The organism is Parabacteroides sp. ASF519, assembly GCF_000364265.2.
Taxonomy (GTDB): domain Bacteria; phylum Bacteroidota; class Bacteroidia; order Bacteroidales; family Tannerellaceae; genus Parabacteroides; species Parabacteroides goldsteinii.
In genome coordinates, this window is sequence record NZ_AQFV02000006.1 from 2,729,063 (window position 1) to 2,753,221 (window position 24,159).

At 44.3% G+C, this 24,159-nt stretch carries 23 protein-coding genes; 21 read left to right on the plus strand and 2 right to left on the minus strand.

All coding sequences use genetic code 11. The features are described from left to right. Positions 1-32: 32 nt before the first annotated feature. The 14 genes from C825_RS10635 to C825_RS10700 all read left to right on the plus strand — a co-directional run bounded on the left by C825_RS10635 (position 33) and on the right by C825_RS10700 (position 12,579). A complete protein-coding gene (locus C825_RS10635) occupies positions 33-2,168 on the plus strand; it encodes a peptidylprolyl isomerase (protein WP_010802440.1) in 2,136 nt (711 codons plus the stop codon). A 121-nt stretch (positions 2,169-2,289) separates the two neighbouring features. Beyond that, entirely contained in the window at positions 2,290-3,321 is a 1,032-nt protein-coding gene (rlmN, locus tag C825_RS10640; RefSeq protein ID WP_010802441.1) for a dual-specificity RNA methyltransferase RlmN, read from the plus strand. Between the two features lie 55 nt (positions 3,322-3,376). Further along, on the plus strand, positions 3,377-4,414 hold the full coding sequence (locus C825_RS10645) for a DUF4837 family protein (RefSeq protein WP_007658916.1): 1,038 nt from the start codon (positions 3,377-3,379) through the stop codon (positions 4,412-4,414). Positions 4,415-4,427: 13 nt separating this feature from the next. Further along, positions 4,428-5,543 carry a 4-hydroxythreonine-4-phosphate dehydrogenase PdxA gene (pdxA, locus tag C825_RS10650; RefSeq protein WP_010802442.1) on the plus strand — a complete coding sequence of 372 codons (1,116 nt, stop codon included), beginning with the start codon at positions 4,428-4,430 and terminating at the stop codon, positions 5,541-5,543. 179 nt (positions 5,544-5,722) lie between these two features. Beyond that, a complete protein-coding gene (locus C825_RS10655) occupies positions 5,723-6,190 on the plus strand; it encodes an FAD synthase family protein (RefSeq protein WP_007658908.1) in 468 nt (155 codons plus the stop codon). A gap of 9 nt (positions 6,191-6,199) precedes the next feature. After that, positions 6,200-6,928, plus strand: a complete 729-nt coding sequence (locus tag C825_RS10660; RefSeq protein WP_010802443.1) for an SDR family NAD(P)-dependent oxidoreductase — start codon at positions 6,200-6,202, stop codon at positions 6,926-6,928. A 6-nt stretch (positions 6,929-6,934) separates the two neighbouring features. Next, positions 6,935-7,822, plus strand: a complete 888-nt coding sequence (locus C825_RS10665) for a CDP-alcohol phosphatidyltransferase family protein (protein ID WP_010802444.1) — start codon at positions 6,935-6,937, stop codon at positions 7,820-7,822. A gap of 9 nt (positions 7,823-7,831) precedes the next feature. Continuing rightward, the gene (locus C825_RS10670) at positions 7,832-8,659 is read left to right on the plus strand and encodes a lysophospholipid acyltransferase family protein (protein WP_007658898.1); all 828 of its coding nucleotides are present in this window, start codon (positions 7,832-7,834) and stop codon (positions 8,657-8,659) included. 103 nt (positions 8,660-8,762) lie between these two features. Further along, positions 8,763-9,947 carry a sigma-54 interaction domain-containing protein gene (locus C825_RS10675; RefSeq protein WP_007658895.1) on the plus strand — a complete coding sequence of 395 codons (1,185 nt, stop codon included), beginning with the start codon at positions 8,763-8,765 and terminating at the stop codon, positions 9,945-9,947. 1 nt (position 9,948) lies between these two features. Continuing rightward, complete coding sequence (locus C825_RS10680) at positions 9,949-10,461, plus strand: LptE family protein (protein ID WP_007658893.1); 513 nt, start codon at positions 9,949-9,951, stop codon at positions 10,459-10,461. Between the two features lie 3 nt (positions 10,462-10,464). Then, complete coding sequence (locus C825_RS10685) at positions 10,465-11,232, plus strand: DUF8458 domain-containing protein (protein ID WP_007658888.1); 768 nt, start codon at positions 10,465-10,467, stop codon at positions 11,230-11,232. A gap of 7 nt (positions 11,233-11,239) precedes the next feature. Continuing rightward, complete coding sequence (gene secG, locus C825_RS10690; RefSeq protein WP_007658886.1) at positions 11,240-11,620, plus strand: preprotein translocase subunit SecG; 381 nt, start codon at positions 11,240-11,242, stop codon at positions 11,618-11,620. Between the two features lie 420 nt (positions 11,621-12,040). Then, positions 12,041-12,346, plus strand: coding sequence for a DUF4491 family protein (locus C825_RS10695; protein WP_010802445.1), 306 nt, complete (start codon positions 12,041-12,043; stop codon positions 12,344-12,346). Positions 12,347-12,378: 32 nt separating this feature from the next. Then, positions 12,379-12,579: a hypothetical protein gene (locus C825_RS10700; RefSeq protein ID WP_010802446.1), complete on the plus strand. Its 201-nt coding sequence runs from the start codon at positions 12,379-12,381 to the stop codon at positions 12,577-12,579. A 7-nt stretch (positions 12,580-12,586) separates the two neighbouring features. Here C825_RS10700 and C825_RS10705 read toward each other — a convergent pair whose 3' ends face one another. After that, complete coding sequence (locus C825_RS10705; RefSeq protein ID WP_010802447.1) at positions 12,587-14,140, minus strand: M28 family metallopeptidase; 1,554 nt, start codon at positions 14,138-14,140, stop codon at positions 12,587-12,589. Between the two features lie 144 nt (positions 14,141-14,284). Here C825_RS10705 and C825_RS10710 point away from each other — a divergent pair, with 144 nt between their 5' ends. The 4 genes from C825_RS10710 to C825_RS10725 are packed head-to-tail and all read left to right on the plus strand — an operon-like array spanning position 14,285 to position 20,181. After that, positions 14,285-14,638, plus strand: coding sequence for a DUF8478 family putative metalloprotein (locus C825_RS10710; RefSeq protein ID WP_044214751.1), 354 nt, complete (start codon positions 14,285-14,287; stop codon positions 14,636-14,638). A gap of 45 nt (positions 14,639-14,683) precedes the next feature. After that, complete coding sequence (locus C825_RS10715) at positions 14,684-15,793, plus strand: efflux RND transporter periplasmic adaptor subunit (protein ID WP_010802449.1); 1,110 nt, start codon at positions 14,684-14,686, stop codon at positions 15,791-15,793. 5 nt (positions 15,794-15,798) lie between these two features. Further along, on the plus strand, positions 15,799-18,909 hold the full coding sequence (locus C825_RS10720) for an efflux RND transporter permease subunit (RefSeq protein ID WP_010802450.1): 3,111 nt from the start codon (positions 15,799-15,801) through the stop codon (positions 18,907-18,909). 15 nt (positions 18,910-18,924) lie between these two features. Further along, complete coding sequence (locus C825_RS10725; RefSeq protein WP_010802451.1) at positions 18,925-20,181, plus strand: TolC family protein; 1,257 nt, start codon at positions 18,925-18,927, stop codon at positions 20,179-20,181. A 99-nt stretch (positions 20,182-20,280) separates the two neighbouring features. Here C825_RS10725 and C825_RS10730 read toward each other — a convergent pair whose 3' ends face one another. Further along, positions 20,281-20,535, minus strand: coding sequence for a hypothetical protein (locus C825_RS10730; RefSeq protein WP_010802452.1), 255 nt, complete (start codon positions 20,533-20,535; stop codon positions 20,281-20,283). A gap of 90 nt (positions 20,536-20,625) precedes the next feature. On the opposite strand from C825_RS10730, the gene C825_RS10735 reads away from it, so the two are divergent. The 3 genes from C825_RS10735 to C825_RS10745 all read left to right on the plus strand — a co-directional run bounded on the left by C825_RS10735 (position 20,626) and on the right by C825_RS10745 (position 23,597). Next, entirely contained in the window at positions 20,626-21,399 is a 774-nt protein-coding gene (locus tag C825_RS10735) for an EFR1 family ferrodoxin (protein WP_010802453.1), read from the plus strand. Between the two features lie 36 nt (positions 21,400-21,435). Further along, positions 21,436-22,419, plus strand: a complete 984-nt coding sequence (locus C825_RS10740) for a TlpA disulfide reductase family protein (RefSeq protein WP_010802454.1) — start codon at positions 21,436-21,438, stop codon at positions 22,417-22,419. Positions 22,420-22,739: 320 nt separating this feature from the next. Next, complete coding sequence (locus C825_RS10745; RefSeq protein ID WP_007658866.1) at positions 22,740-23,597, plus strand: TIGR01777 family oxidoreductase; 858 nt, start codon at positions 22,740-22,742, stop codon at positions 23,595-23,597. The last annotated feature ends 562 nt before the right edge of the window (positions 23,598-24,159 follow it).

Here is a 24,159-nt window from a genome sequence, read left to right on the forward strand (position 1 = left end):
AAAATATAAACTTTAAAAATAAATAACGATAAATGGCTACGCTGGAAAAAATCAGAAGCAAAGCAGGACTGCTCGTACTCGTTGTGGGTTTGGCATTGTTCGCTTTTATCATTGGAGACTTTTTGAACTCCGGTTCTACTTATTTCAGACAAACTCAGGAGAGAGTTGCTAAGGTTGACGGGGAAGTAATTAAAATTCAGGATTATCAGGGACGTATTGATGAAATGACTGAGATGTACAAGATGCAATCCGGTCAGACCAATCTGCCCGAAGAATACATGAATCAGATCCGTCAGTCGGTATTCGATGCTATGGTACAGGAAATTGTACTTGACGAAGCAACTGATAAATTAGGTATGACTGTAAGTCCGGAAGAATTGTTTGATATGGTTCAGGGTGAGAATATTTCACCGATGATCCAGCAGATGCAGATGTTTGTTAATCCGCAGACCGGACAGTTTGACAAAACAGCTCTGTTGAATTTCCTGAAAACAATTGACGACGACAATATCGCAAGCTACCCTGCAGATCAGCAGGCTCAGTTGCTCCAGGCTCGTAATTTCTGGTTGTTCTGGGAAAAGAACATTAAACGTCAGCGTCTGGAACAAAAATATACAACATTGTTAAGTAAGGCTGTTGCAGCAAACGTGCTGGATGCAAAAGAAGCATTCAATGACGCAGCTGAAAACTCTGACATTGTTTATGCTATGCAGTCGTATGCAAGCATTCCTGACTCAACAATCGAAGTAAGCAAGAGTGAAATCGAAAAGCTGTACAACCAGCGTAAGGAACTTTACAAACAAAAAGAAGGTAAAGTAATCAAGTATATCGCTGTTGACATTCGTCCTAGCCAGGAGGATTATGACAAGGCAAGTGCTGATATCGAATCTTTGAAAGAAGAATTCACGACTTCTGAAAAGGTGGCTGATATTGTAAATGAAAATTCAGAAGTTCCTTACATGGATGCTTTCTTTACAGAAAATGCCTTTGATCCGGAAATGAAACAATTCGCAACGACTTCGGAAGTGGGTGCTGTATATGGTCCGGTATTCGATAACGATAAGTACAGAATGTTCAAGTTGGTAGACAAGAAAATGGGGCCTGACTCTGTTAAGGTAAGCCATATTATGTTGGCAAATGGGGACGAAGCCCGTACGACCGCTTTGGCTGACAGCTTGATGAATGTACTGAAGAACGGTGGGGACTTTGCTGCATTGGCAAAAGAATTCTCTGCAGACCAGGCTGCTGAAAATGGCGGAGAACTGGGATGGTTCACTGAAATTACTGCACTGAGAGGTGTAAATGAAGACTTTAAGAATGCTGTTTTCTCTACTCCGGTAAACGAAATTGCAAAAGTGAAATCTTTGTATGGAACTCACCTGGTGAAAGTAACAGAAAAGACAGCTAATGTGAATAAGTATAAAGTAGCGGATATTGACATGACAGTATCTCCGAGCTCTAAAACTTATAGCAATATCTATAACGAGTTGAACCAGTTCATTTCACAGAACAATGATTTGGCTAAGTTGGATGAAGCTGCTAAAGAAGCCGGATATAATCTGATTGCAGGTGTAAATGTTACTGCTGATAACCAGACGTTGGGTAGCATTAAAAATTCTCGTCCGGTAATTCGTTGGGCATTCCAGAATGATAAGGGTAAAATCTCTGAAATCTTTGAATGTGACGATAAGTTTGTAATTGCAGGCGTAGAAGGTACTATAAAAGAAGGTTACCGTTCGGTTGCCTCTTTAACTCCTGCTTTGAAAGCTGAAATCGCTGCTCAGAAGAAAGGTGAGAAGATCGCTGCTGATCTGAAGGCTAAAAATCTGACATCAGTTGAAGCTTATGCTGATGCAATGGGTTCAAAAGTTGATTCAGTGAAGTTTATCAACTTCGGAACACGTCGTATCGCCGGTATCGGTGTAGAACCGAAACTGAATGCAATGGTTTCTCTTGCTGAGGTTGGTCAGGTAAGCGCTCCGGTTGCCGGTAACAATGGCGTATATGTATTTAAAGTATACGACAGAAACAAGGAGGCAAAAGAATACAACGAAGCAGAAGAAATTAAAACGTTGGATGCATCGAACGCATATCGCTTCGGATTCCAGGCTATCCAGTCACTGGTTAACAAAGCAGATGTAGAAGACAACCGTATACGTTTCTTCTAAACAAATAAAGCTCAAAAGGTATTACATAATCCTTTTTAAGGAAAGCTGCCGGACTTATTCAGAAAAGTCCGGCAGCTTTTTTTATCTTTGTGCCGGATTAATCGTTATATAACAATATACAATGCAAGAAAAGAGACAATTGTTAGGCATGACGCTGGACGAACTGAAGGAAGTGGCGGCACAGGTCGGTTTACCGGGATACGCTGCAAAACAGATGACCGATTGGCTGTATAAGAAGAAAGTTACCTCTATTGCGGAAATGACTAATATTGCTGTTGCCAAACGTACTCTTTTGGAAGAGTCTTTTGAGGTAGGGGCACTCCCTCCGGTTGATTGTATGAAATCGGTCGATGGAACGATTAAATATTTATTTGCTGCAGGGAACGGCAATTTTGTGGAGGCTGTTTATATCCCGACCGACGACAGGGCTACATTATGTGTGTCTTCGCAGGTCGGATGCAAGATGAACTGCCTGTTTTGTATGACGGGTAAACAAGGTTTTACTGCCAATCTTACGGCAAATCAAATATTGAACCAAATCCAGTCTGTTCCGGAATCAGAATCATTGACAAATCTGGTCTTTATGGGAATGGGGGAACCTTTGGATAATGTGGATGAGTTGTTTAAGGTCCTTGAAATCCTTACTTCTACCTATGGATATGGGTGGAGTCCCAAGCGGATAACAGTTTCTACTATCGGGGTGGCAAAAGGCTTGAAGCGTTTTCTGGAAGAAAGCGACTGCCATTTGGCGGTCAGTCTGCATTCTCCTTTTCATGAAGAACGTTTGTCTTTAATGCCTGTAGAAAAAGCTTATCCGGCACAGGGCGTCATTGATCTCATCAGGCAGTATGATTTCTCCCATCAACGTCGTGTTTCTTTTGAATATATAGTTTTTAAAAATTTAAATGATAGCCTGAAACATGCTAAAGCCCTGATTTGTTTATTAAATGATGTAGATTGCAGGGTTAACCTGATTCGTTTTCATGCTATCCCCAACGTCCCGTTGGAAAGTTCGGATTTGGCGAAGATGGAAGTCTTTCGTGATACATTGAACAATGCAGGGATTGTTTGTACAATCCGTGCTTCGAGAGGAGAGGATATATTTGCCGCCTGCGGAATGCTGTCGACAGCAAAAAAACAACAAAACGGATAGAAGACAAGTCATTTGATAGAAAAGAATTATATTTGTGTTATAAAAACGAATGGGTATGAAAAAGATTTCTTTACAGATTAGCTTACTCATGTTTCTGGTATTGCTGGGAGCATGTAGCTCAGGACCGGTTGGAAAACGGGCCACAGGCCTTGCTTATGAGGTTGTAGTTGTAATGAAAAAAGCTGATTGGGATGGCCCTTCGGGAAAGGCTATTAAACAAGAGCTGACATCTGATGTCCCTGGTCTTCCTCAATCTGAACCTGCATTGAAGATTACTTATGTAGATCCTTCACAATTCGACGGATTATTGACTTATGTCCGCAATATACTGATTGTAAATATTGATCCGTCTATTTACACGAAGGCTTCGATAAGCTATGAAAACGACCGTTGGGCTAAAGGACAGGTGGTTGTGACACTGAATGCTCCTTCTCCTGAAGCTATTATTGAATATTCACAGGCTCATCCGAAAGCGCTGGTTGATTTCTTTGTGAAAGTCGAAATGAACCGGGCGATTGGCCAGTTGGAGAAAGATTACAGTACAGTTGTCATGGATAACCTGAAAAATAATCATGACCTGATGCTGAATGCTCCGTCTAATATGACCTATTATCGTGATACGACAGATTTCTTCTGGGCATCCAATAATGCCAATACTGGTCGTACGGATTTGATTGTATATACTTTCCCTTATACCGATCCGAATACCTTCACGGCTGAATATCTGGTAGCAAAGCGCGACTCGGTGTTGAAGGAAAATCTGCCGGGAGCTTTCCCTGAATCGTATATGACGACTGAGTCCCGTTTTGGGGTTGATTATACGCCGATTACTGTTAATGGCAAATATTGCGGTGTGCTACGCGGTTTGTGGAAGATGGTCGGTGATATGATGGGCGGACCGTTTGTCAGTCATGTCCGTCTGGATGAAAAGAATAACCGGGTCGTTGTAGCCGAAGGCTTTGTTTTTGCTCCTGAAACAGATAAACGTAACTTTATCCGCCGTATCGAAGCAGCTTTATATACACTTCGCTTACCGGGTGAATTTGAAAAATCGGTGGAAGAAAAGCTCGACATACCGGAAAGTAAGAAATAAACAAACATAATACATGGAAGAACGATTGATTAAGGTGGGCATTACCCACGGAGATATAAATGGCATCGGATATGAGGTGATACTGAAAACATTCTCGGATGCCAGAGTTGCCGAACTTTGTACTCCGGTTATATACGGATCATCAAAAATCGCAGCTTATCACCGGAAAGCGTTGGAATTGCCTCCTGTGAATATGAACATCATTTCCCAGGCAGAAGATGCCGGTATTAACCGGGTGAATATCATCAACTGTGTGGACGATGAAACAAAAGTAGAATTATCGCAGTCGACATCGATAGCCGGGGAAGCAGCATTTTTAGCTTTGGAAGCTGCTGTTACAGACTTGAAACGGGGTGCTGTTGATGTATTGCTGACAGCACCGATCAATAAGCATAATATCCAGAATGACGAGTTCCATTTTCCGGGACATACCGAATACCTGGAAGAACGTTTTGGCGGAGTGGGCCGGAAAGCATTGATGATTTTGATGAAGGATGGTCTGCGTGTTGCTTTGGTGACCGGACATATCCCATTGGCAGAAGTTCCTTCCAGAATAACCGTAGAGGATATCGTGTCGAAATTGCGCATATTCAATCAGTCGCTCAAACAGGACTTCGGGATTGTAAAACCACGTATTGCCGTGCTTTCATTGAATCCTCATGCAGGTGATGATGGCTTATTGGGAAAAGAAGAGGAAACGATCATTATTCCGGCCATGGAAGAGGCGGAAAAAAGAGGTGTCATGTCTTTTGGACCTTATGCGGCAGACGGATTTTTCGGCTCTCAGATGTACGACAAATTTGATGGCGTATTAGCGATGTACCATGATCAGGGCTTGGCACCGTTTAAAACGCTGGCCATGGATGACGGGGTTAACTATACGGCCGGTCTGTCGATTGTCCGTACTTCGCCGGCTCACGGAACAGCTTACGATATAGCCGGACAGAATGTGGCTTCCGAAGAGTCGTTCCGCCAGGCGTTATATACTGCGCTGGATATTTACCGGAACAGGTTGAATTATCGGGAAGCTACTGCGAATCCTCTCCGCAAGCAATATTTTGATAAGGGAGGCGATAATGAAAAGCTGGATCTTACCAAAGATGACGATGCAGAGGTTTGTCCTCAGTAAATAATAAAAAACAGATCCCCTGGAAACATGCTTTTTCAGGGGATATTTGTTATAAAGACTAACGGTCCATATCTGTTGTATTTTATAATAATATGGTCTGTATTGCGCTTTTTGACTTCAATCTTTTTTTGATAGGAAAAGTTTGCGTAAGTTTGTGGTTCAAAATTGCAACATGAATTATGTTTAAAGATAAAACGATCGTATATACCTCCGGAACATTCGATATGTTTCATTATAATCATCTCCGGATGATCAATTATGCCCGTAGCTTGGCTGATATCCTGATTGTAGGAGTGAGCACGGACGAACTGGTTTCTTCTTATAAAGCGAATCCTATTATCCCGTTCAATGAACGCCTTCAAATTATTGAAGCGTTGAAAACTCCGGATATTGTAATACCGCAGCATACACTGGATCATACGGAGATCGTAAAGAAGCTGAATATCGATGCTTTTGTTGTGGGAGATGACTGGTTTGGTAAATATGATTATTTAAAAGATTTAGGCGTACAGGTTTTTTATTTCCCTTATGGAACCGGGGTTTCTTCCTCTAATCTGAAGAAAACGATTCATGATTCTTACGAAGAAAATCTTAAATATCAACGACATGCTAAACCTGCCACTGTAAAGGGAAAAGGGGAGGAATAAAGATTACTCATGGAAAAGTGTGCTTTAATTACCGGTGGTACAAAGGGTATAGGTAAAGCGGTGGCTCTCTGTTTGGGGAAAGCCGGGTATAACCTTGTGCTTACTTATGCTTCCGATCCCGGGATGGCCGAACAAACCCGCGAAGGTTTGCAACAGCAATTCGGAATCAATGTGTCTGTGCTACAGGCAGATATTACAAAAAAAGAGTCCGTTGATAAAATAGATGCTTATTTGCAGGAGAAGAGTTTGCTTTTAGATGCACTGATCTTTAATGCGGGATTGACTTGCCGCGATTCGTTCGAGGACTTGTCACTTACTGATTGGGAACGTGTATTCTTTGCTAATGTTCATTTTCCGGTATTCTTATTGCAACGTATTGTCGGACGGATAAATAAAGGTGGTAGTGTGGTCTTTACCGGTTCCCTGATGGGGATCCAGCCTCATTCGGTATCTCTGGCTTACGGAGTGACAAAGAGTGCTGTACATGCCTTAGTAAAGAATATGGTTAAATTCCTGGTTCCTTATGAATTGCGTGTGAACGCAGTTGCTCCCGGGTTTGTCGATACCGAATGGCAGAAGACTAAACCGGCAGAAATACGGCGGAATATAGAAAATAAAGTTTCTTTAGGCCGTTTCTGTGATCCGGAAGAGTTGGCCGAAGTGTATAAGATGTTAATAGAAAATAGTTATTTTAATGGCGAAGTGGTCGTTGTAGACGGCGGATATTCGTATAAATAATAGATCATGAGTAATTTGGATAAAGAATACGAAGCATCACTAAAATCAATAGAAACAGAAAATGTTGTCGACCGGGCGTTTTACCGTCCGATAGGTTTTCGTATCGCTCGTATGTTGCGCGGCACGGGGATTACCCCGAATATGGTAACGGTCATTTCTATATTTGTGGGAGCTGCTGTCGGCTTCATGTTTTATCATGATAATCTGGTTTATACTATTTGTGGTATTTTATTGTTGGTTTTTGCCAATATACTGGATTGCGTAGACGGACAGTTGGCTCGTCTGACAGGTATCAAGTCCGCTATCGGACGTATATTGGACGGATTTGCCGGTGATATCTGGTTTGCCTCTATCTATGTCGGTTTTGCCCTTCGTCTGTCTCATGAGTATGGTACTTATTGGTTTTTTGCTTTGGCCGTTGTGTCTGGCTTATCCCATCTGGTGCAGGCTAATATAACCGATTATTATAAAACATTGCATCTCTATTTTATCAGTAAGGACAAAGGAGCTGAGTTCCAGTCGCTGGAACAGGTCATTGCCCGTCATAAGGAGATGAAGCTGGGTATCAATAAAACTTTTTATTTCCTTTATAGGGGATACACATTACTTCAGGTGAAAGCCACTCCTGCCTTGCAGCGTATGTTGCAGAGCCTCCATGCCAAATACGGAGATGATATTCCGGAAAATGTGCGTATTGCTTTTCGTAAACAAAGTCGTGAGTTAATGCGTTATATTGATCTCCTGACATTTAACGGACGTACGATCGTTATGTTTATAGTTGTATTGGTCGGCGAAGTATGGGTTTATTTCCTGTATGAGATAATCGTATTGAATATCGTGCTGTTATTGTCGATGCGCAAGCACGAAAAAATGTGCGCATCGTTTATTGAATAAATAAAAAGTATGAAAAAGAGCGTAGTAGACATTAATGATTTGCAGGAAGCTGCCCCGTTCTTCAAAAGCCGTATAGGCACCTTCCTTGGCAAATTATTGATTAAGTGGTTGAGTGTTGACAAAGTAAACAAAGTGCATGCCAATAACTGCCATCTGCGTGGCTCAGCGTTTACTACAGCATTACTGAGCGATCCCCTGATCGATATCAAGTATAATCTGCATCATGCGGAAATACTGGATAACTTGCCCGAAGGGGCATTTATAACCATATCCAATCATCCGATCGGTTCGATCGACGGCATTATATTGATTGACATTATGGCCGCTCGTCGTCCGGACTTTAAAGTGATGGTGAACGAAATTCTGGTGAAGATCGGTGCCATGAAGGATAATTTTGTTTCGGTGTTGCCCGATTCAACCGGTAATGGTCCGAATCCGGCCAACATAAACGGGGTGCGTTATTCTTTGCAGCGACTGAAAGAAGGGCATCCGATGGGATTCTTTCCGGCTGGGGCGATTTCCTTTTATAATAAGGATGATAAAGAGATCCATGACTTGCCCTGGACACATAGCGTGATTCGCCTGATCCGGAAGGCAAATGTGCCGGTATATCCAGTTTACTTTGATTTTCTTAATTCCCGCTTCTTTTACTGGTTGGGAAGTATCAGTTGGAAAATACGTACTTTGCGCATTCCTGCCGAAGCCTTCAACAAACGCGGTAAAACGGTCGATGTGTATGTGGGGAAACCTATCTCTCCGGAAGAAATGAAGAATTTTGCAGATGATACGGCACTGGCTGAATTTTTATTCAATCGCACTTATGCTGCAAAAAAATGAGAAACCGCTGATAGAATCTACTCCTGATAGCTGGAATTTGAATTAAGATTTGTAATTTTGGCAGACAAACTGAAATAATTACAGATATTCAATAGAAGATATGATGATTAAGGTTGATGTCCAGCAAATAAAACAGCGTTTTGGAATTATAGGAAACAGCCCTGGCCTGAACAGGGCAATCGATGTCGCTCTGCAGGTGGCTCCAACAGATTTGTCTGTGCTTATTACCGGGGAGAGTGGTGTCGGTAAAGAAACTTTTCCACAGATTATACATCAGAACAGTCCGCGTAAACACGGACAGTATATAGCCGTAAACTGTGGTGCCATTCCAGAAGGAACGATTGATTCAGAGTTGTTCGGACATGAAAAAGGTTCCTTTACAGGAGCTTTGGCCGACCGTAAAGGATATTTTGAAGTAGCCGACGGCGGAACTATTTTTCTGGATGAAGTAGGGGAACTGCCTATCCCGACACAAGCCCGTTTGCTGCGTGTGCTTGAGACCGGTGAGTTTATAAAAGTCGGTTCTTCAAAGGTGCTGAAAACAAATGTGAGGATTGTTGCTGCAACGAATGTTAATCTGATACAGGCGGTAGCCGACGGAAAATTCCGTGAAGATCTGTATTATCGTTTGAATACCGTACCTATCCAGATCCCTCCGTTGCGTGAACGTCCGGATGATATCATCTTGTTGTTTCGTAAATTTGCCGGAGACTGTGCGGAGAAATATCGTATGCCGCCGGTTCGCTTGGATGATGAAGCACGCCAGCTGCTGACCTCCTACCGTTGGCCGGGTAACGTTCGTGAGTTGAAGAATATAACGGAGCGTATCTCGGTTATCGAAGAGAACCGTGATATTACAGCAGACGTTCTGCGTTTGTATCTTCCCGATCTGAATGTGGAAAAATATCCGGTGCTGGTCAAAAAGCAGGATAACGACCAGAAGTTTTTCAATAGTGAACGCGAGATACTTTACCAGGTCCTTTTTGATATGAAGAAAGATGTCAATGATCTGAAAAAGCTGGTTCACGATATAATGGGAGGTAAGATGCCTATGCCGGTTGCCGATGAGACGCCTTATGCCCATCCGATCCGTCCGGTACATTCTGCTCCGATTCAGGAAGCGGAAGCCGTAGAGGAAGAAGAAACTCTTTCTTTGGAAGAAGTGGAGAAAGAGATGATCCGTAAAGCATTGGAGAAACATAACGGACGGAGGAAAAATGCGGCGGCTGATCTGAAAATATCAGAACGTACTCTTTATAGAAAGATTAAAGAATATAATTTGGAATAATATGTTGAGAAAGAATATAATCTGGTTTTGTTTACTGATAGGAGTCATGGTGACGGCCTGTTCCATTTCCTACAAGTTCAATGGAGCTTCGATTGACTATACAAAGGTAAAAACGATATCTATCAAGGATTTTCCTAACCAGGCACCTTTGGTTTATCCTCCGTTATCACAGGAGTTTACTGAAGCGTTGAAGGATATTTATATCCGTCAGACACGTCTTCAGATGGTCAACAATAATGGTGACCTGGAGCTGGAAGGTGAGATTACCGGATATGAACTGACACCAATGGCCGTAAAGGAAGATGCCTGGTCTTCGCAGACAAAGCTGACGATTACTGTGCGTGTACGTTATTCCAATCGTACGAATCCGGATGAAGATTTCGAACAGAGTTTCTCTGCATATCGTGAGTTTGATGCTACCCGAATGTTGCAGGACGTACAGGCTGAACTCTGTACGGAGATCATTGACGAGTTGACAGACCAGATTTATAATGCAACCGTAGCCAATTGGTAATATATGAAAGCTGCAGACTTATATCTACTGATGGAAGACCCCTCTTTGCTGACGAAGGAAACACTTTCCCCGTTACAGCAGGTAGTGGCCGAATATCCGTATTTCCATATAGCCCGGATGCTTTATCTGAAGAATCTGGCTGTATTGAATGATATACGCTTTGCCGCAGAACTGAAAAGAATGGCAGTTTACATACCGGACAGAAGAAAATTATTCGCACTGATCGAGGGAGAACGTTACGGGATGCCGTTTGCGGCATCTGCGGAAGAAAATGAACCGGCAGCAGACTCTTTCTCCTTGATCGATGCTTTTCTGGCTGATCGTGAAAGTGAGGGAGAACAACAGGCGGCCGATCCTACTTTGTTGTTTCAGCCTTCCGTTTCATCTGATTATATATATTGGTCGTTGTCAAAGGATGATATATCGGCGGAAGAGGAGCCGGAAGCTAAACTTCAGCACCATGACCTGATCGATTCTTTCATTAAAAATGACGAACAGCGGGCACCGGGCAGCGGATTGGTCTTATCCCTGCAACCGGATGATCCATCTTCCCAGGGACCATTGAAAGAAGGGGAGAACGAACAACCCCGATCGTTGGACGATGATTCTTATTTTACCGAGACATTGGCTCATATTTATGTTAAACAGAAACGGTATGAGAAGGCATTGCAAATTATTAAAAACTTATATTTGAATTATCCAGAAAAAAATGCTTACTTTGCAGACCAAATTAGATTTTTGGAAAAATTGATTATTAACACTAAAAAATAAAACTAAAATGTACGTATTTATTTCTATTCTAATCCTGATCGCTTCAATACTTCTGATCTTGATAGTATTGATCCAGAACTCAAAGGGGGGAGGTCTGGCTTCGGGATTCTCTTCATCTAACCAAATTATGGGTGTACGTAAAACCACAGACTTTTTGGAAAAAGCAACATGGGGCCTGGCTGGTTTTGTTATTGTTTGTAGTATCGTTATTACAGCATTTATCCCAAGAGCAACAACTACTACACAATCTGAAATCAAAGAACAGATAAACAATGCTGTTACAATCGACCCGAATACGGTAGCTCCTAACTTTGGAACTGCTCAGCCGTCAGCAAATGCTCCGGTTGAAGAAGAAACGCCGGCAGAAGCTCCTGCTCAGGCTGAATAAGATGTAGATTTTATAGCATATACTAAAGGCATTCCATTTCGGGATGCCTTTTTTTATGAATCATATAAGGAAACTCTCTACAATGATTCCTTTTCGTCTAGGATGAAAAGAAAGGATAGTACTAATGTTTTTTTATTTAGAGGTAGGTGTAAATTGATTTAGACCTACCTCTAAATGAAAATAGACCTACCTCTAAATTTATTTACACCTACCTCTGACAAAAGAATCGTTGGATATATGTCCGAATGGCTTTTAGGCAATACTGATAAAGGATAGTTATATAGATAAAGAGTTGTGCAGGTTGGGGTGAACGATTTGTGGATGTTTATACCCGGATAGATATATTTTATGAGGAATGACAGTTGATTTTTGTATCTTTGTTGAGACTGATTAAACTGTTTTATATTAAACAATACAAATATGGAGATGATAAATTTTGACGGGCTACTGATTGGTATCGTTACTTTTTTGATAATCGGGTTGTTTCATCCGATAGTTGTGAAGGCTGAATATTATTGGGGGACTAAATGCTGGTGGATATTCCTTCTTCTGGGGATTGCCGGAACGGTTGCATCTTTGCTGATAGAGAGTGTTTTTGTCTCCGCTATCTGCGGTGTGTTTGCCTTTTCTTCGTTCTGGACGATCAAGGAAGTATTCGAGCAGGAAGAACGCGTATTGAAAGGATGGTTCCCTAAAAATCCCAAAAGACAATATCCGGAAAAATAATTGTATCTTTGTAGCCGTAAAGTAATACAGCTATGAAGAAGAAAAAGAAAGTCTCTCCGCTGGACGAGTACATCAAGGCAAACCGCAAGGGAAGCCGGGAAGCGGAAATAGAGAATCACGGACGTCCGGTCAGTCATAACCGGGTGCATGTATCGAAAAAGGTTTACAATCGTAAAAGAGATAAGGCAGATGCCCAGAGGCGTCTGCCTTATTTGTGTCGTCAGGTAGCCTGATTTACTCTTATTCTTCTTTCAGATATAATCCTTCGCGTGATAACTGATGGTCGAGGTTGGCTACTCCCAGGCCGACAATAGCCATGACCGTTGCAGCATGTTGTTGATATTCAGGAATGCTCTTGGTGTATAAGTCGCGTTCCGTGTGCCATATCTCATCGTAGCTGAAGTTATAACCTTTGATGTCTTTCTCCATAAAGCCGATGGTCGGTACGCCATCCAGTGCAAAGACGGAAGCATCCGTACCGCCTATGGTGGTCGGCTGTTTACGCGGTTCGGCTACTTTGACTTCGAACGGATATTCGGCATTAATCTTCTTTACCGGTTCGCATATCTTCACAAAATCATCATACATGGCTTGCGGCACACTAATACCTACCGGAGGAGTAGGTCCGCCGTCACGGTTGAACAGATTCGATATTTTATCCATCTTTTTTGGATTACCCCTTACCCAAGCCTGTGCGCCGAGCAAACCGAACTCTTCACCTGCAAAAGCACAGAAAAGCATCGTGCGTTTAGGTTTTGCTCCCGACGTGGCAATCAGACGGGCTGCTTCCATAACAGGGGTAACGCCTGAACCGTCATCGACTCCGCCGGTTCCAACATCAAAAGAATCGAGGTGGCCACTCAGCATAACATATTCCCCCGGATGTTTACTTCCCTTTATGGAACCGATTACATTATAATATTTGACCGGTCCCAGGCGGAAATGGTTACGTATATCGAACTCCAGCATAAAGGAACGACGCTCTTTTACCATCTGTTTGATGATGGCGTATTGATGTTCATCCAGTTTGATATCGGGTACGGTCGGTAGTTTCTCGATGGTCATGTCCTTATCGAATACGACATTCTTATCATAAAGTGCACGCAGTGGGACAGAAGCCGACTGGATAAAACCTAAGACACCGGCTTCGCACATTTCCTTGTAAAAGAGAGCCGGCTTTTCATCATTTAAAGGCAGTAAGGGGGTATTCTTTTTATTTACCCAGTTATCCCTCATTATCTCACGGTTCTTTTGAGCGATTGTGTTGTTTTCTGCAATAACACCTGCACGGTCATAGTCTGCTATTGCCGACCAATTGATTGGCCAGCCCGTGTTTTTGCCATTTACCAGTACCCAGGCGCCTTTCAACTGTCCTTTTATCCGGTCGAACTCATCCTGTGTAAGAGGCTCGAGCAGTACATGTCCCCGTTGAAGTCCTTTCGTTCCGGAGGTATAGGAAGGGGTGACGAAATGCAACTCCATCCCGTTTTCACCAAGCAGCTTACCGAACCACGGCCCCCGGTTGAATCCGACAGGTAAAGTTCCGGCTTCCTGTAACTCCACTTCCAGCCCCCATTCTTTGAACTTGGAGGCAACCCATTCGGTGGCGTTGTCATAGGCATCCGAACCGATAGGGCGTCCGCCGAAGCGGTTGGTCAGTATGTCCAGATGGTTCATGACCTGGTTATCGGAACGTCCGGTTTCAATGATTTTATTTACAGCGGCCTCCTGTGCCGGAAGGGAAGTTATGGTCATACAGGCCATGGTTGCGAAGAGAAGTATAGTCCTTTTCATATCAATGTTTGTTTAAGTCTTGCAAATTAATGGATAAAAATAATGTGTACCAAATGAAAAGCAGAAAATAATAACAGAATCGTTCCCTTTTTGTAAAAGTATTACCAAAATAAATAGATACCTTTGTGTCCAAATCGGGAGCATGTGAAATCTATCTTTACTACCATAGCAAAATATCTGCTGATAGTACTCTTTGTGAGTTACTATGTAGGAGGTACTGCGTTCACCCATACCCATTATTTCCCGACTTATTCCATTACCCATTCCCATCCCTTCCTTCCGGGAGCAGACGGTTTGCCGCATCATACGCATAATTCGTCCGCTTTTAATACGATTGAAGAACTGGATGATATCATGATGGAGGCTGCTGCCTTGTGTCTCACATTGGTGACAGCCTGGGTACTTCTTTCCGTGTTCATTCAACAACACAAGTATATAACTCCCGTACGTTCAGTACGTAATATCAGCCTCCGCGCCCCGCCTTTCTGTATTAAATAATTACCAGCAACGAAGAAAAGAATTATTTAATACAAGAAAATCAATATGAAACAATTACTTATGCTATTGCTTCCAGCAATGGTATTATGTTCCTGCAACCAGAACAAGCAGGACGATGAGGTTGCTATTGCCGTAACTTTACGGGGCGACACGATACAAATAGGGGATAAATCACCTATCTTATCCCGGTTGAAAACAGACGTAGTGAAGAAAGAACCTTACCGCCTGGAGTTTTCCACTTCGGGGGTGGTGAAAGCTATCCCCTCCAATTATGCCGAGATTGCTTCCCCTTTTGCCGGACGTATCTCCAAATCATTCGTACGGTTGGGGCAGAAGGTGACGCCCGGAAGTCCGGTCTTTGAGATAAGTTCTCCTTCTTTTTTTGAGACGGGAAAAGGGTATTATCAGGCTAAACAGGAGATGGAACTGGCCCTGAAAAGCCTGAAACGCGAAAAAGACCTGCTGCAAAATAAGGTCGGCGTACAGAAAGAACTGGAAGAAGCGGAAGTCAATTATGAATTGAAGAAGAAAGACTATGAAAATGCTGTTGCCGCTTTGAAGGTCTTTCAGATAGAACCGGAAGACCTGGTATTGGGACAACCTTTGATTGTCCGCTCACCGATAGCGGGCGAAATAGTGACCGACCGTATTGTCATCGGCCAGTATATCAAGGAAGATGCCGAACCCGTGGCCGTGATAGCCAACCTGAATAAAGTATGGGTGGCTGCCCATGTCAAGGAAAAGGATATGGGAATGATACAATCGCTGGACAGCGTTGAGATTCGTCTGGTAGCTATGCCCGACCTGCCTCTGCCCGGAAAGATTTATCATGTCAGCGAAATGCTGGACGAAGATACCCGTTCGGTTGAAGTCCTCATCGAATGTGACAACAGTGCCCACCTGATGAAGCCGGCTATGTACGGGACGGTTAAGCTGTGCGACAGAAGTGCCGATGTCATCCGTATCCCGACATCTGCCATCCTTCAGGAAGAGGAAGGCGCTTATGTGCTTGTCTCATTGGGGAACAATGCCTATCGCAAACAGAAGGTAACTACTTCTGTCACAGAAGACGGCAAAACGGTTATCCTGACCGGACTTAACTCCGGCGATATGATTGTAACTACCGGAGCCTTTTATTTACTTGATGCGCGATAAATCCTATGAAGAAGATAATATATACTGCGATACACCGGCGGGGGCTGATGTTCGTATTATTCCTGTTTCTTGCTGTAGTGGGATATTATTCGTGGACCCGACTGGCCATTGATGCCTATCCGGATATTGCCGACACGACCGTCCAGGTCGTTACCCAGGTGCCGGGACTGGCGGCGGAAGAGATAGAACAGCAAATCAGTATCCCTATTGAAAGGGCGATGAACGGGATGCCGGGACTGAATGTGATGCGAAGTAAGAATACTTTCGGCCTCTCGACCGTTGTACTGGTTTTTGATGACGGTATCGACGATTACTGGGCACGTCAGCGTGTGCAGGAACGCCTGGTAGACGTGGAACTTCCTTATGATGCCGTTCCGGGATTGAACCCGCTGACTTCGCCTACCGGTGAAATCTTCCGTTATGTACTGGAAAGCGACCAACTCGATATCCGCGAACTGACCGACCTGCATAAATGGGTTGTCATCCCCCGTCTGAAGCAAGTGACGGGAGTGGCCGATGTCAGCAACTTTGGCGGTATCACTACCCAATACCAGATAGAGGTGAACCCGCACAAGATGGAACAATATAATGTGACGCTGGGCGATATCACCGAGAAGATAGAAAAGAATAATGTGAATGCCGGCGGCAGTATGTTAAGCCGTGGCGACCTGAGTTATGTGATTCGCGGTATCGGACTGGTAAAAGACCTGAAGGACCTGGGACGTATCGTTATCAAGACCGAGAACGGTGTACCTGTCTACCTGGATGATTTGGGAACCCTGAAATATGGTAGCCTGGAACGTAAAGGGGTATTGGGATTCTACGACGGCGTCCGTGATTATTCCGATGGAGTGGAAGGTATCGTCCAGATGCTTCGCGGAGAGAATCCTTCGCAGGTGCTGGAAGGAGTGCATCAGGCGGTCGACGAACTGAATAATGAAACCCTTCCCAAAGGAACCCGCCTGCATGTCTTTATGGACCGAACGAACCTGGTGGATACGACATTGCATACGGTTTCCCATACGCTTTTTGAAGGTATGGTGCTGGTGGTACTGGTGCTCATCCTGTTCCTCGGAAGTTGGCGTGGCGCTTTGCTGGTTGCCCTGACCATCCCGTTGTCGTTGCTGATAGCTTTTATCCTGATGCATCTGACCGATATTCCTGCCAACCTGCTTTCGCTGGGAGCTATCGACTTCGGTATCCTGGTAGACGGGGCTATCGTGATGATGGAAACAATTCTGAAGAAGCGCGAACGGCATCCTGATGAAATATTGACGGAAGATTCAATCCTGCGCCGTGCAACCGAAGTGGCCCGCCCTATCTTTTTCTCTACATTAATTATTATCACCGCTTATCTTCCCCTGTTTGCCTTTGAGCATATCGAAAAGAAACTCTTTACGCCGATGGCTTATACGGTCGGTTATGCCCTGTTGGGGGCATTGGCTGTGGCATTGTTCCTGATACCGGGCCTGGCTTTCTATGCTTATTACAAACCCAGGAAGATTTATCATAACCGCTGGCTTGAAAAGTTAGGTGAGATTTATAACCGGCAAATCATTGCTTTGCTGGAGAAACCGAAGCGGGTCCTGTTACCTTTGTTCCTTATTCTGGTGGCAGCCGGCGTATTGAGTTATACGGTAGGAAAAGATTTCCTTCCGCCTTTGGACGAAGGGGCTATCTGGGTACAGGTGCAATTGCCTCCGGGTATCTCTATCGAGAAGTCGAAGGCGATGGGAGCGGAGCTTCGCAAAACATTGAAACAGTTTGATGAAGTCTCTTATGTCATGACACAGGTCGGACGCGACGATGAGGGAGCCGAAGCCTTCTCGTTGTCACATATCGAATGCGGAGTAGGGTTGAAGCCTTACGACACCTGGAAATTCGGCAAGACGAAGGCGGACCTGATCGAGGAAATGTCTGAAAAGTTGTTGACTATGCCCGGATATACCGTCAGCTTCTCCCAGCCGATTATCGATATGGTCATGGACCAGATTGCCGGTGCTCACAGCGACCTGGCGATAAAGGTTTACGGAGATGATATTGCCGATACCCGCCATATAGCCGATAAGGTCGTGAATGTGTTGCGAACGATTCCCGGTGCCGCCGACGTAGCCATCGACCAGGAACCGCCGTTACCCCAGTTGCAGATTATTGCCGACCGTGACCGTATTGCCCAATATGGTCTGAACTTCTCCGATGTTGCCGATATGATTGAACTGGCAATCGGGGGAAAGGCCATCTCGCAAATCTTTGTCGGCAGTAAAAGTTATGACGTCATTTGCCGTTTCGACGACGCCAGCCGTAACTCGCCTGAAAGTATCAGCAATCTCTTACTGACGAATGGGGCCGGAGCAAAGATACCGCTTTCGCAGGTTGCCGAAGTGAAAATGACAACCGGTGCCAGTACAATCTCCCGTGAGATGAACAAGCGCCACCTGACCATCCATGTCAACCTGCGTGGTGTGGATTTGACGGAGTTTCTGAATAAAGCGAACCGGTTGATTGACCGCGACATAGATTATAATCACGACACCGTCCATCTGCAATGGGCCGGTCAGTTCGAGAACCAGCACCGTGCCTATAACCGTCTGGCGGCAGTAGTCCCTTTGGCGTTGGGCATTATGCTGCTGTTGCTGTTTGCCGCCTGTGGAAAATTCCGCCAGGCTGCTCTGATGATGTGTGTGGTTCCCCTGGCCCTTTTCGGAGGGATGCTGGCATTGAATGTCCGGGGGATGACGTTGAATGTCTCTTCTGCCGTCGGTTTTATAGCCTTGATTGGTGTCGCTATACAAAACGGTGTGATTATGATTTCGCATATCAATAACCTGCGCAGCCGTGACCGTGGTTTCAAGCAGTCAATCATAACCGGGGCGAAACACCGCTTCCGCCCGATTCTGATGACGGCAACGGTGGCTGTGCTCGGTTTGCTGCCAGCCTCGTTGAGTACAGGTATCGGTTCCGATGTGCAACGTCCGCTGGCGACGGTGATTGTGTACGGACTGTTGTTTGCGACCGTTATTACGCTTTATGTGCTTCCTGCCTTATACTATCTGGTGGAAAAGCATTATCTGGATGAAGAGATAGTATCTTCTGATGTAAAGAATACGAATGTCTGATTAAAAATAGTAGCTATGCGACATTATATAACAATGTGCCTGCTTGCCGGAAGCCTGGCTGGCAGTGCACAACAAATGGTTCCCCTTTCTTACCGCAATTATATGGAGAAGGTGGCGGAAGGGAATCTGGAGTATGCAGCCGAACGTCTGAATATGAATGTGTCCGAGGCGGAAGTGGTTGCGTCGAAAGTATTCAACGACCCGAACCTGTCCGTCTCTTATTTCAACAACGAGAACGGAAGTCTGCAAATGGGAGAAGGAGTGGAGGTTGAACTGAGTAAAACGTTTTCTTTCGGAAAACGGGGAGCGAATATGGCGTTGGCCCGTAGTGAAAGCGAGTTGACAAAGGCACTCCTTGCCGATTATTTCCGTAACCTGCGTGCCGAAGCAACCGTTTCCTACCTGGAGGCGTTGAAACAATATGAATTATATAAGGTAAAACAGAACGCCTATGAGAATATCCGGCAGCTGGCGGAGAGCGACAGTGTCCGTTTTACTTTAGGGAAAATCATGGAGATTGATGCCATCCAAAGCCGTCTGGAGGCAGGAATATTGAAAAATGAATTATTGCAGGCGGAAACCGATTTGCATAATGCTTTTTCTAATCTGAACCTGTTGACCGGCTCGGTTGCCCTCGATACCTTGTACGTCCCCGATGCTTCATTGCGGATTTCACCCCGTGATTTTGTGCTTGCTGATTTGATTTCCACAGCCTCGATGAATCGTGCCGACCTGGTAGCGGCCATGAAGAATAAGGAAGTCGCTTCCCGTGCCCTGAAAGCGACCCGGCGGGAACGGAATACGGATGTCGACCTGTCTATTGCCATCAGTAAGAATGCCCGGGTGCATAATGAGGAGGCCCCGGCACCACCCTTTACCGGGGTGACGGCCGGGATTGCCATTCCCCTGAAGTTTTCCAACTTCAATAAGGGGACTGTCCGTGCTGCCCGTTTCCGTGAACAGCAGGCCGAGACGCAGTATCAGCAGGCTTTGTTGCAGGTACAGACGGAAGTTATGCAGGCATACCGGAGTTATCAGTCATTGACAGAACAGGTCAGTCATTATGAAAACGGTATGCTCCATGCCGCCCGGGAGGTAATCGACGGAAAGATTTACAGCTATAACCGTGGAGAAGTCTCCCTCCTGGAGGTACTCGATGCCCAGCGGACGTATGATGATGTGCAGGCCCAGTATATAGAAACACTCTTCAATTACAGTGCGGCACTGGTGGAGCTGGAGAAAAGTGCCGGGGTTTGGGATGTGGAGTTGTAAGAAATTGGATATAAATCGAAAAGCCCTGATAACGAACATCGGGGCTTTTCGGTTTATAGATTGAGTAAACTCCTTAATTTATCAGGGGCTTGCCGGGTATCAAATACGGTAATCTTTTGTCAGGTCTTCGTCAGAAATACAACGTCCATACAAGACATCTTCCCTGGCTTCCCTAACACAAGATGTCAATTCTTTTTCAGATAAAGCCCATGGGTAGGGCTTACTTTTAGATGCAGCCTTTTTTAGAGATAATGTTTTAGCATATTTCTCCAATTCAGTAAACTCCTCTTCATCCATCGAAAGGATGAACTGGGTAAAGTGTTGTTTCCGTAAATTTAATTCCATTGTTGTCATAATATATCTTCTTAGGTTTTCTTATTTGACAAAGATAAGATATTAGTTCTGAATTATATTTACATTTGTGGGCAAAACAGAGATACGCGTATGATATTTTACTTTTCAGGTACCGGAAACTCCCGTTGGGTGGCGAATGCTTTGAGTATCGCGTTGGGAGAACCTGTCGTTTCGATAGCGGAGGAGTTAAAAACCAATAAAAAGGAAATTGTCTGTCCGCTCAGGGAAGATGAGAAAGTGCTGTTTGTCTATCCCGTACATTCGTGGGGACCAGCTGTCCCTGTTACTCGTTTTATCTCGAAACTGAAGCTGACCGGCTACGATAAGCAACCCGTATATTCCGTTTCCACCTGTGGCGACGAATGCGGTTATACCGCTGACAGGGTGCAGAAAGCCTTGTCTAAACGAGGGATAACGCTTATGGCTGGTTACTCGGTCATTATGCCGAATAACTATATTCTCCTGCCTGGTTTTGACGTAGACAGCAAGGAAGTCGAAAGACAGAAACTGGAAGATGCGCCCGCCGCCGTCGCTGCTATCGCTGCTGCTATCCGCGAAAGTAAAAACGTTAATTTATACAATAAAGGAAGTCTGCCGGGACTCAAAAGCTACTGGATATATCCTCTTTTTGCTAATTTTGCCATAGGGAAGAACTCCTTTCGGGTAACGGATGCCTGCATCTCATGCGGTTTGTGTGAGAAAGTTTGTCCGACCGGGACCATAACGCTGTCCGAAGGAAAGCCTGTCTGGTCGGATACCTGTGTGCAATGTGTTGCCTGCATTCACCGTTGTCCGGTACGTGCCATAGAATATGGTAAGATTACCCTGAAGAAAGGAAGGTATCATCATCCCGATGTTAAATAAGTTGCGCCTGTCAACTATAAAAACAAGTAAAGCAAAATGAAACAACTAGTAATGATGGTTATGGCTGTGTTCCTGTTGGCAAGTTGCCAGGAAACGCCTAAAGGTTATGTGATAAACGGAGTCGTGGAGAATATGCCTGACGGTAAGATTTACCTGAAAACGTTCCGTAATAAAATGTTCTTCGATGTGGATACCGCCGATATTAAGGATGGTAAATTCACATTCAAGGGAGAAGTGAGCCAGCCCCTGCTGTATGGTCTGGCTACCGAGGATATGAATTACCCGGTACAACTCTTTGTTGAGAATACGAATATGGACGTGACGCTCGGAAATGACGGCGAGACTATTATCGTTCAGAACTCTCCGGTCAATACGATTTTCCAGGAAAACCAGAGTAAGGTCTTTGAGAAAGGTTTCGATATAGATAGCCTGATAAGCAAGTATCCGGATTCGCCGGCTGCGGCTTTCTACCTGTATCGTTATTTTACCTATCAGCTTCCGTTGGACCAGTTGAAGGCGACTCGTGCCAAGATATCTCCGACGCTGGCCGACTGTCCTTATGTAAAAGACCTGGATGGCATCATCGGCCAGTTGGAGAATGTGCAGATTGGCAAGACGGCTCCCGAATTTTCTTTGCCGGATACAGCCGGTGTGGCTGTCTCTCTGTCCGATTTCCGAGGTAAATATGTATTACTTGATTTTTGGGCTTCCTGGTGTCCTCCCTGCCGTCGTGAGAATCCGAATGTAGTGAAGGCTTTCCAGGATTACAAGGATAAGAACTTTACGATTATCGGTATCTCCCTGGATAACAACAAAGACAAATGGTTGAAGGCCATCGCCGATGACAACCTGACCTGGACACACGTCTCCGATTTGAAGTATTGGGATTCGGAGATACCTGCCTTGTATGGTGTCCGCGGTATTCCGGCAAACGTATTGCTCAATCCTGACGGTGTAATCATCGCCAAGAATATCACTGGCGAAGATTTGCCTAATACATTAAAAGAAGTAATCAAATAAGCATGAAGCGCAATCTGCTTATCTCTTTTTTCTGTCTTCTCTGCCGTACAAGAACTTTTTCCAGGATAAGTTCGGTCCGGGGCATATCGTCAGCGACACAATAGCCGCCGGTAATTATCTTCGCCGCGAAATGGCTTCCTATACGGAAACAGAAGGGGAGATTGCAGAGCCGACAGTTACTCTCCGCATTACCGTATCATCAGTAAAGAAATTTTTGAACAAGAATTACAACCTTTAATACAATTGTCATCCAACTAGTTACAACAAACTATAAACCCTTCTTGTTCTATTATTGAAGAATAATATTGAAGAAGAAGGAGATGAGAATTGCAATCAGCGGTAATTCAGGTTTTATAGGACAGCATCTGACAGAGTTTTTATCTGCCGGCGGAGATGTCGTTGTCCCTTTGAAACATGCGATGTTCCGTTCGAGGTCGGACGAAAAGCTGAAACAGGCATTGACCGGATGTGATGTTGTAATCAATCTGGCCGGAGCTACGATAAACCAGCGTTGGACAAGGAAAGCCAAACGTAAAATAATGAACAGCCGTATTTATACTACCAGGCGGTTGGTATCTATCATCAATGAAATGGAAGTGAAGCCGAAAGTATTTATCTCCGCATCAGCCGTCGGCATTTATCCGGATAACGGTATTTATTCGGAAAGCAGCACGTCTGTGGGAACGGGTTTCCTGTCTGATGTCTGTATCCGTTGGGAAGATGAGGCGCAGAAATTGTCGAGAGACATCCGGTTGGTAGTAGTCCGTTTTGGGGTTGTATTGTCAAAGGATGGAGGGGCATTGCCTAAAATGTTGCTGCCATTCCGCTTTTTTGTCGGAGGAAAGATTGCTTCCGGCAAACAGGGATTCTCCTGGATACATATAGAAGATGTGCTGCATGCCATGCAGTTTATTATCGAACATAAGGATTTATCGGGAGTTGTCAACCTGGTTGCTCCCCAACCACTGACGAACCGGGCTTTTACAAAGGTGGTTGCCGAAGTGATGCACCGCCCGGCATGGTTACCCCTTCCCCGGAGAGTATTCAGGTATCTTTATGGAGAAGGAGAAGAATTAATCACCAAAGGACAACAGGCTTATCCGGCGCGGTTACTTTCAGCAGGGTATGTTTTCCGTTATTCGGATATACGGCTGGCGTTACTTAGTTTCATGATGTAGTAGGCACGGAAAGATTACTTCTTTCATCTATTATAAAGAAGTAAAGGATAAACTATTACATATCTCCTTAACTTTTATCTCTAAAGTCCTGACTCAGTAAAATTATCCTGTACACCCTGGTGGATTAGGGTGTACACCTTAGTCGAACAACCTGTACACCGTAATCGGCTATCCTGTACAGGGTAGTAATACTTACTAACGACTCATGCATTAGTTAGCAGTGACTTTGGTGATAATAAGTAGTAACCTTTGAGATAATATTCAGTGACAATTTCTCTAAGCTGATACAAATATAATACATACTGTTTTACAAAAACATCTGCCATCTGTCACCTGCATATATAGTAAACGCTTCAGAATAATATCAATTAAAGAGTGGTAGATGGCAGATGTGGTTGCAGATAAAATCAGGCATCTGTCACCATCTATGTAGCATATATACAGTGTGTTATATGGATTGGTTGCAGATGGCAGATAAATATATAAAACTTTGTGTAGTATCTTTCTATTCTGTTTATTTACCTGTTCGCGGAATTAATTTGTTTCAGTTATTATCAGATAT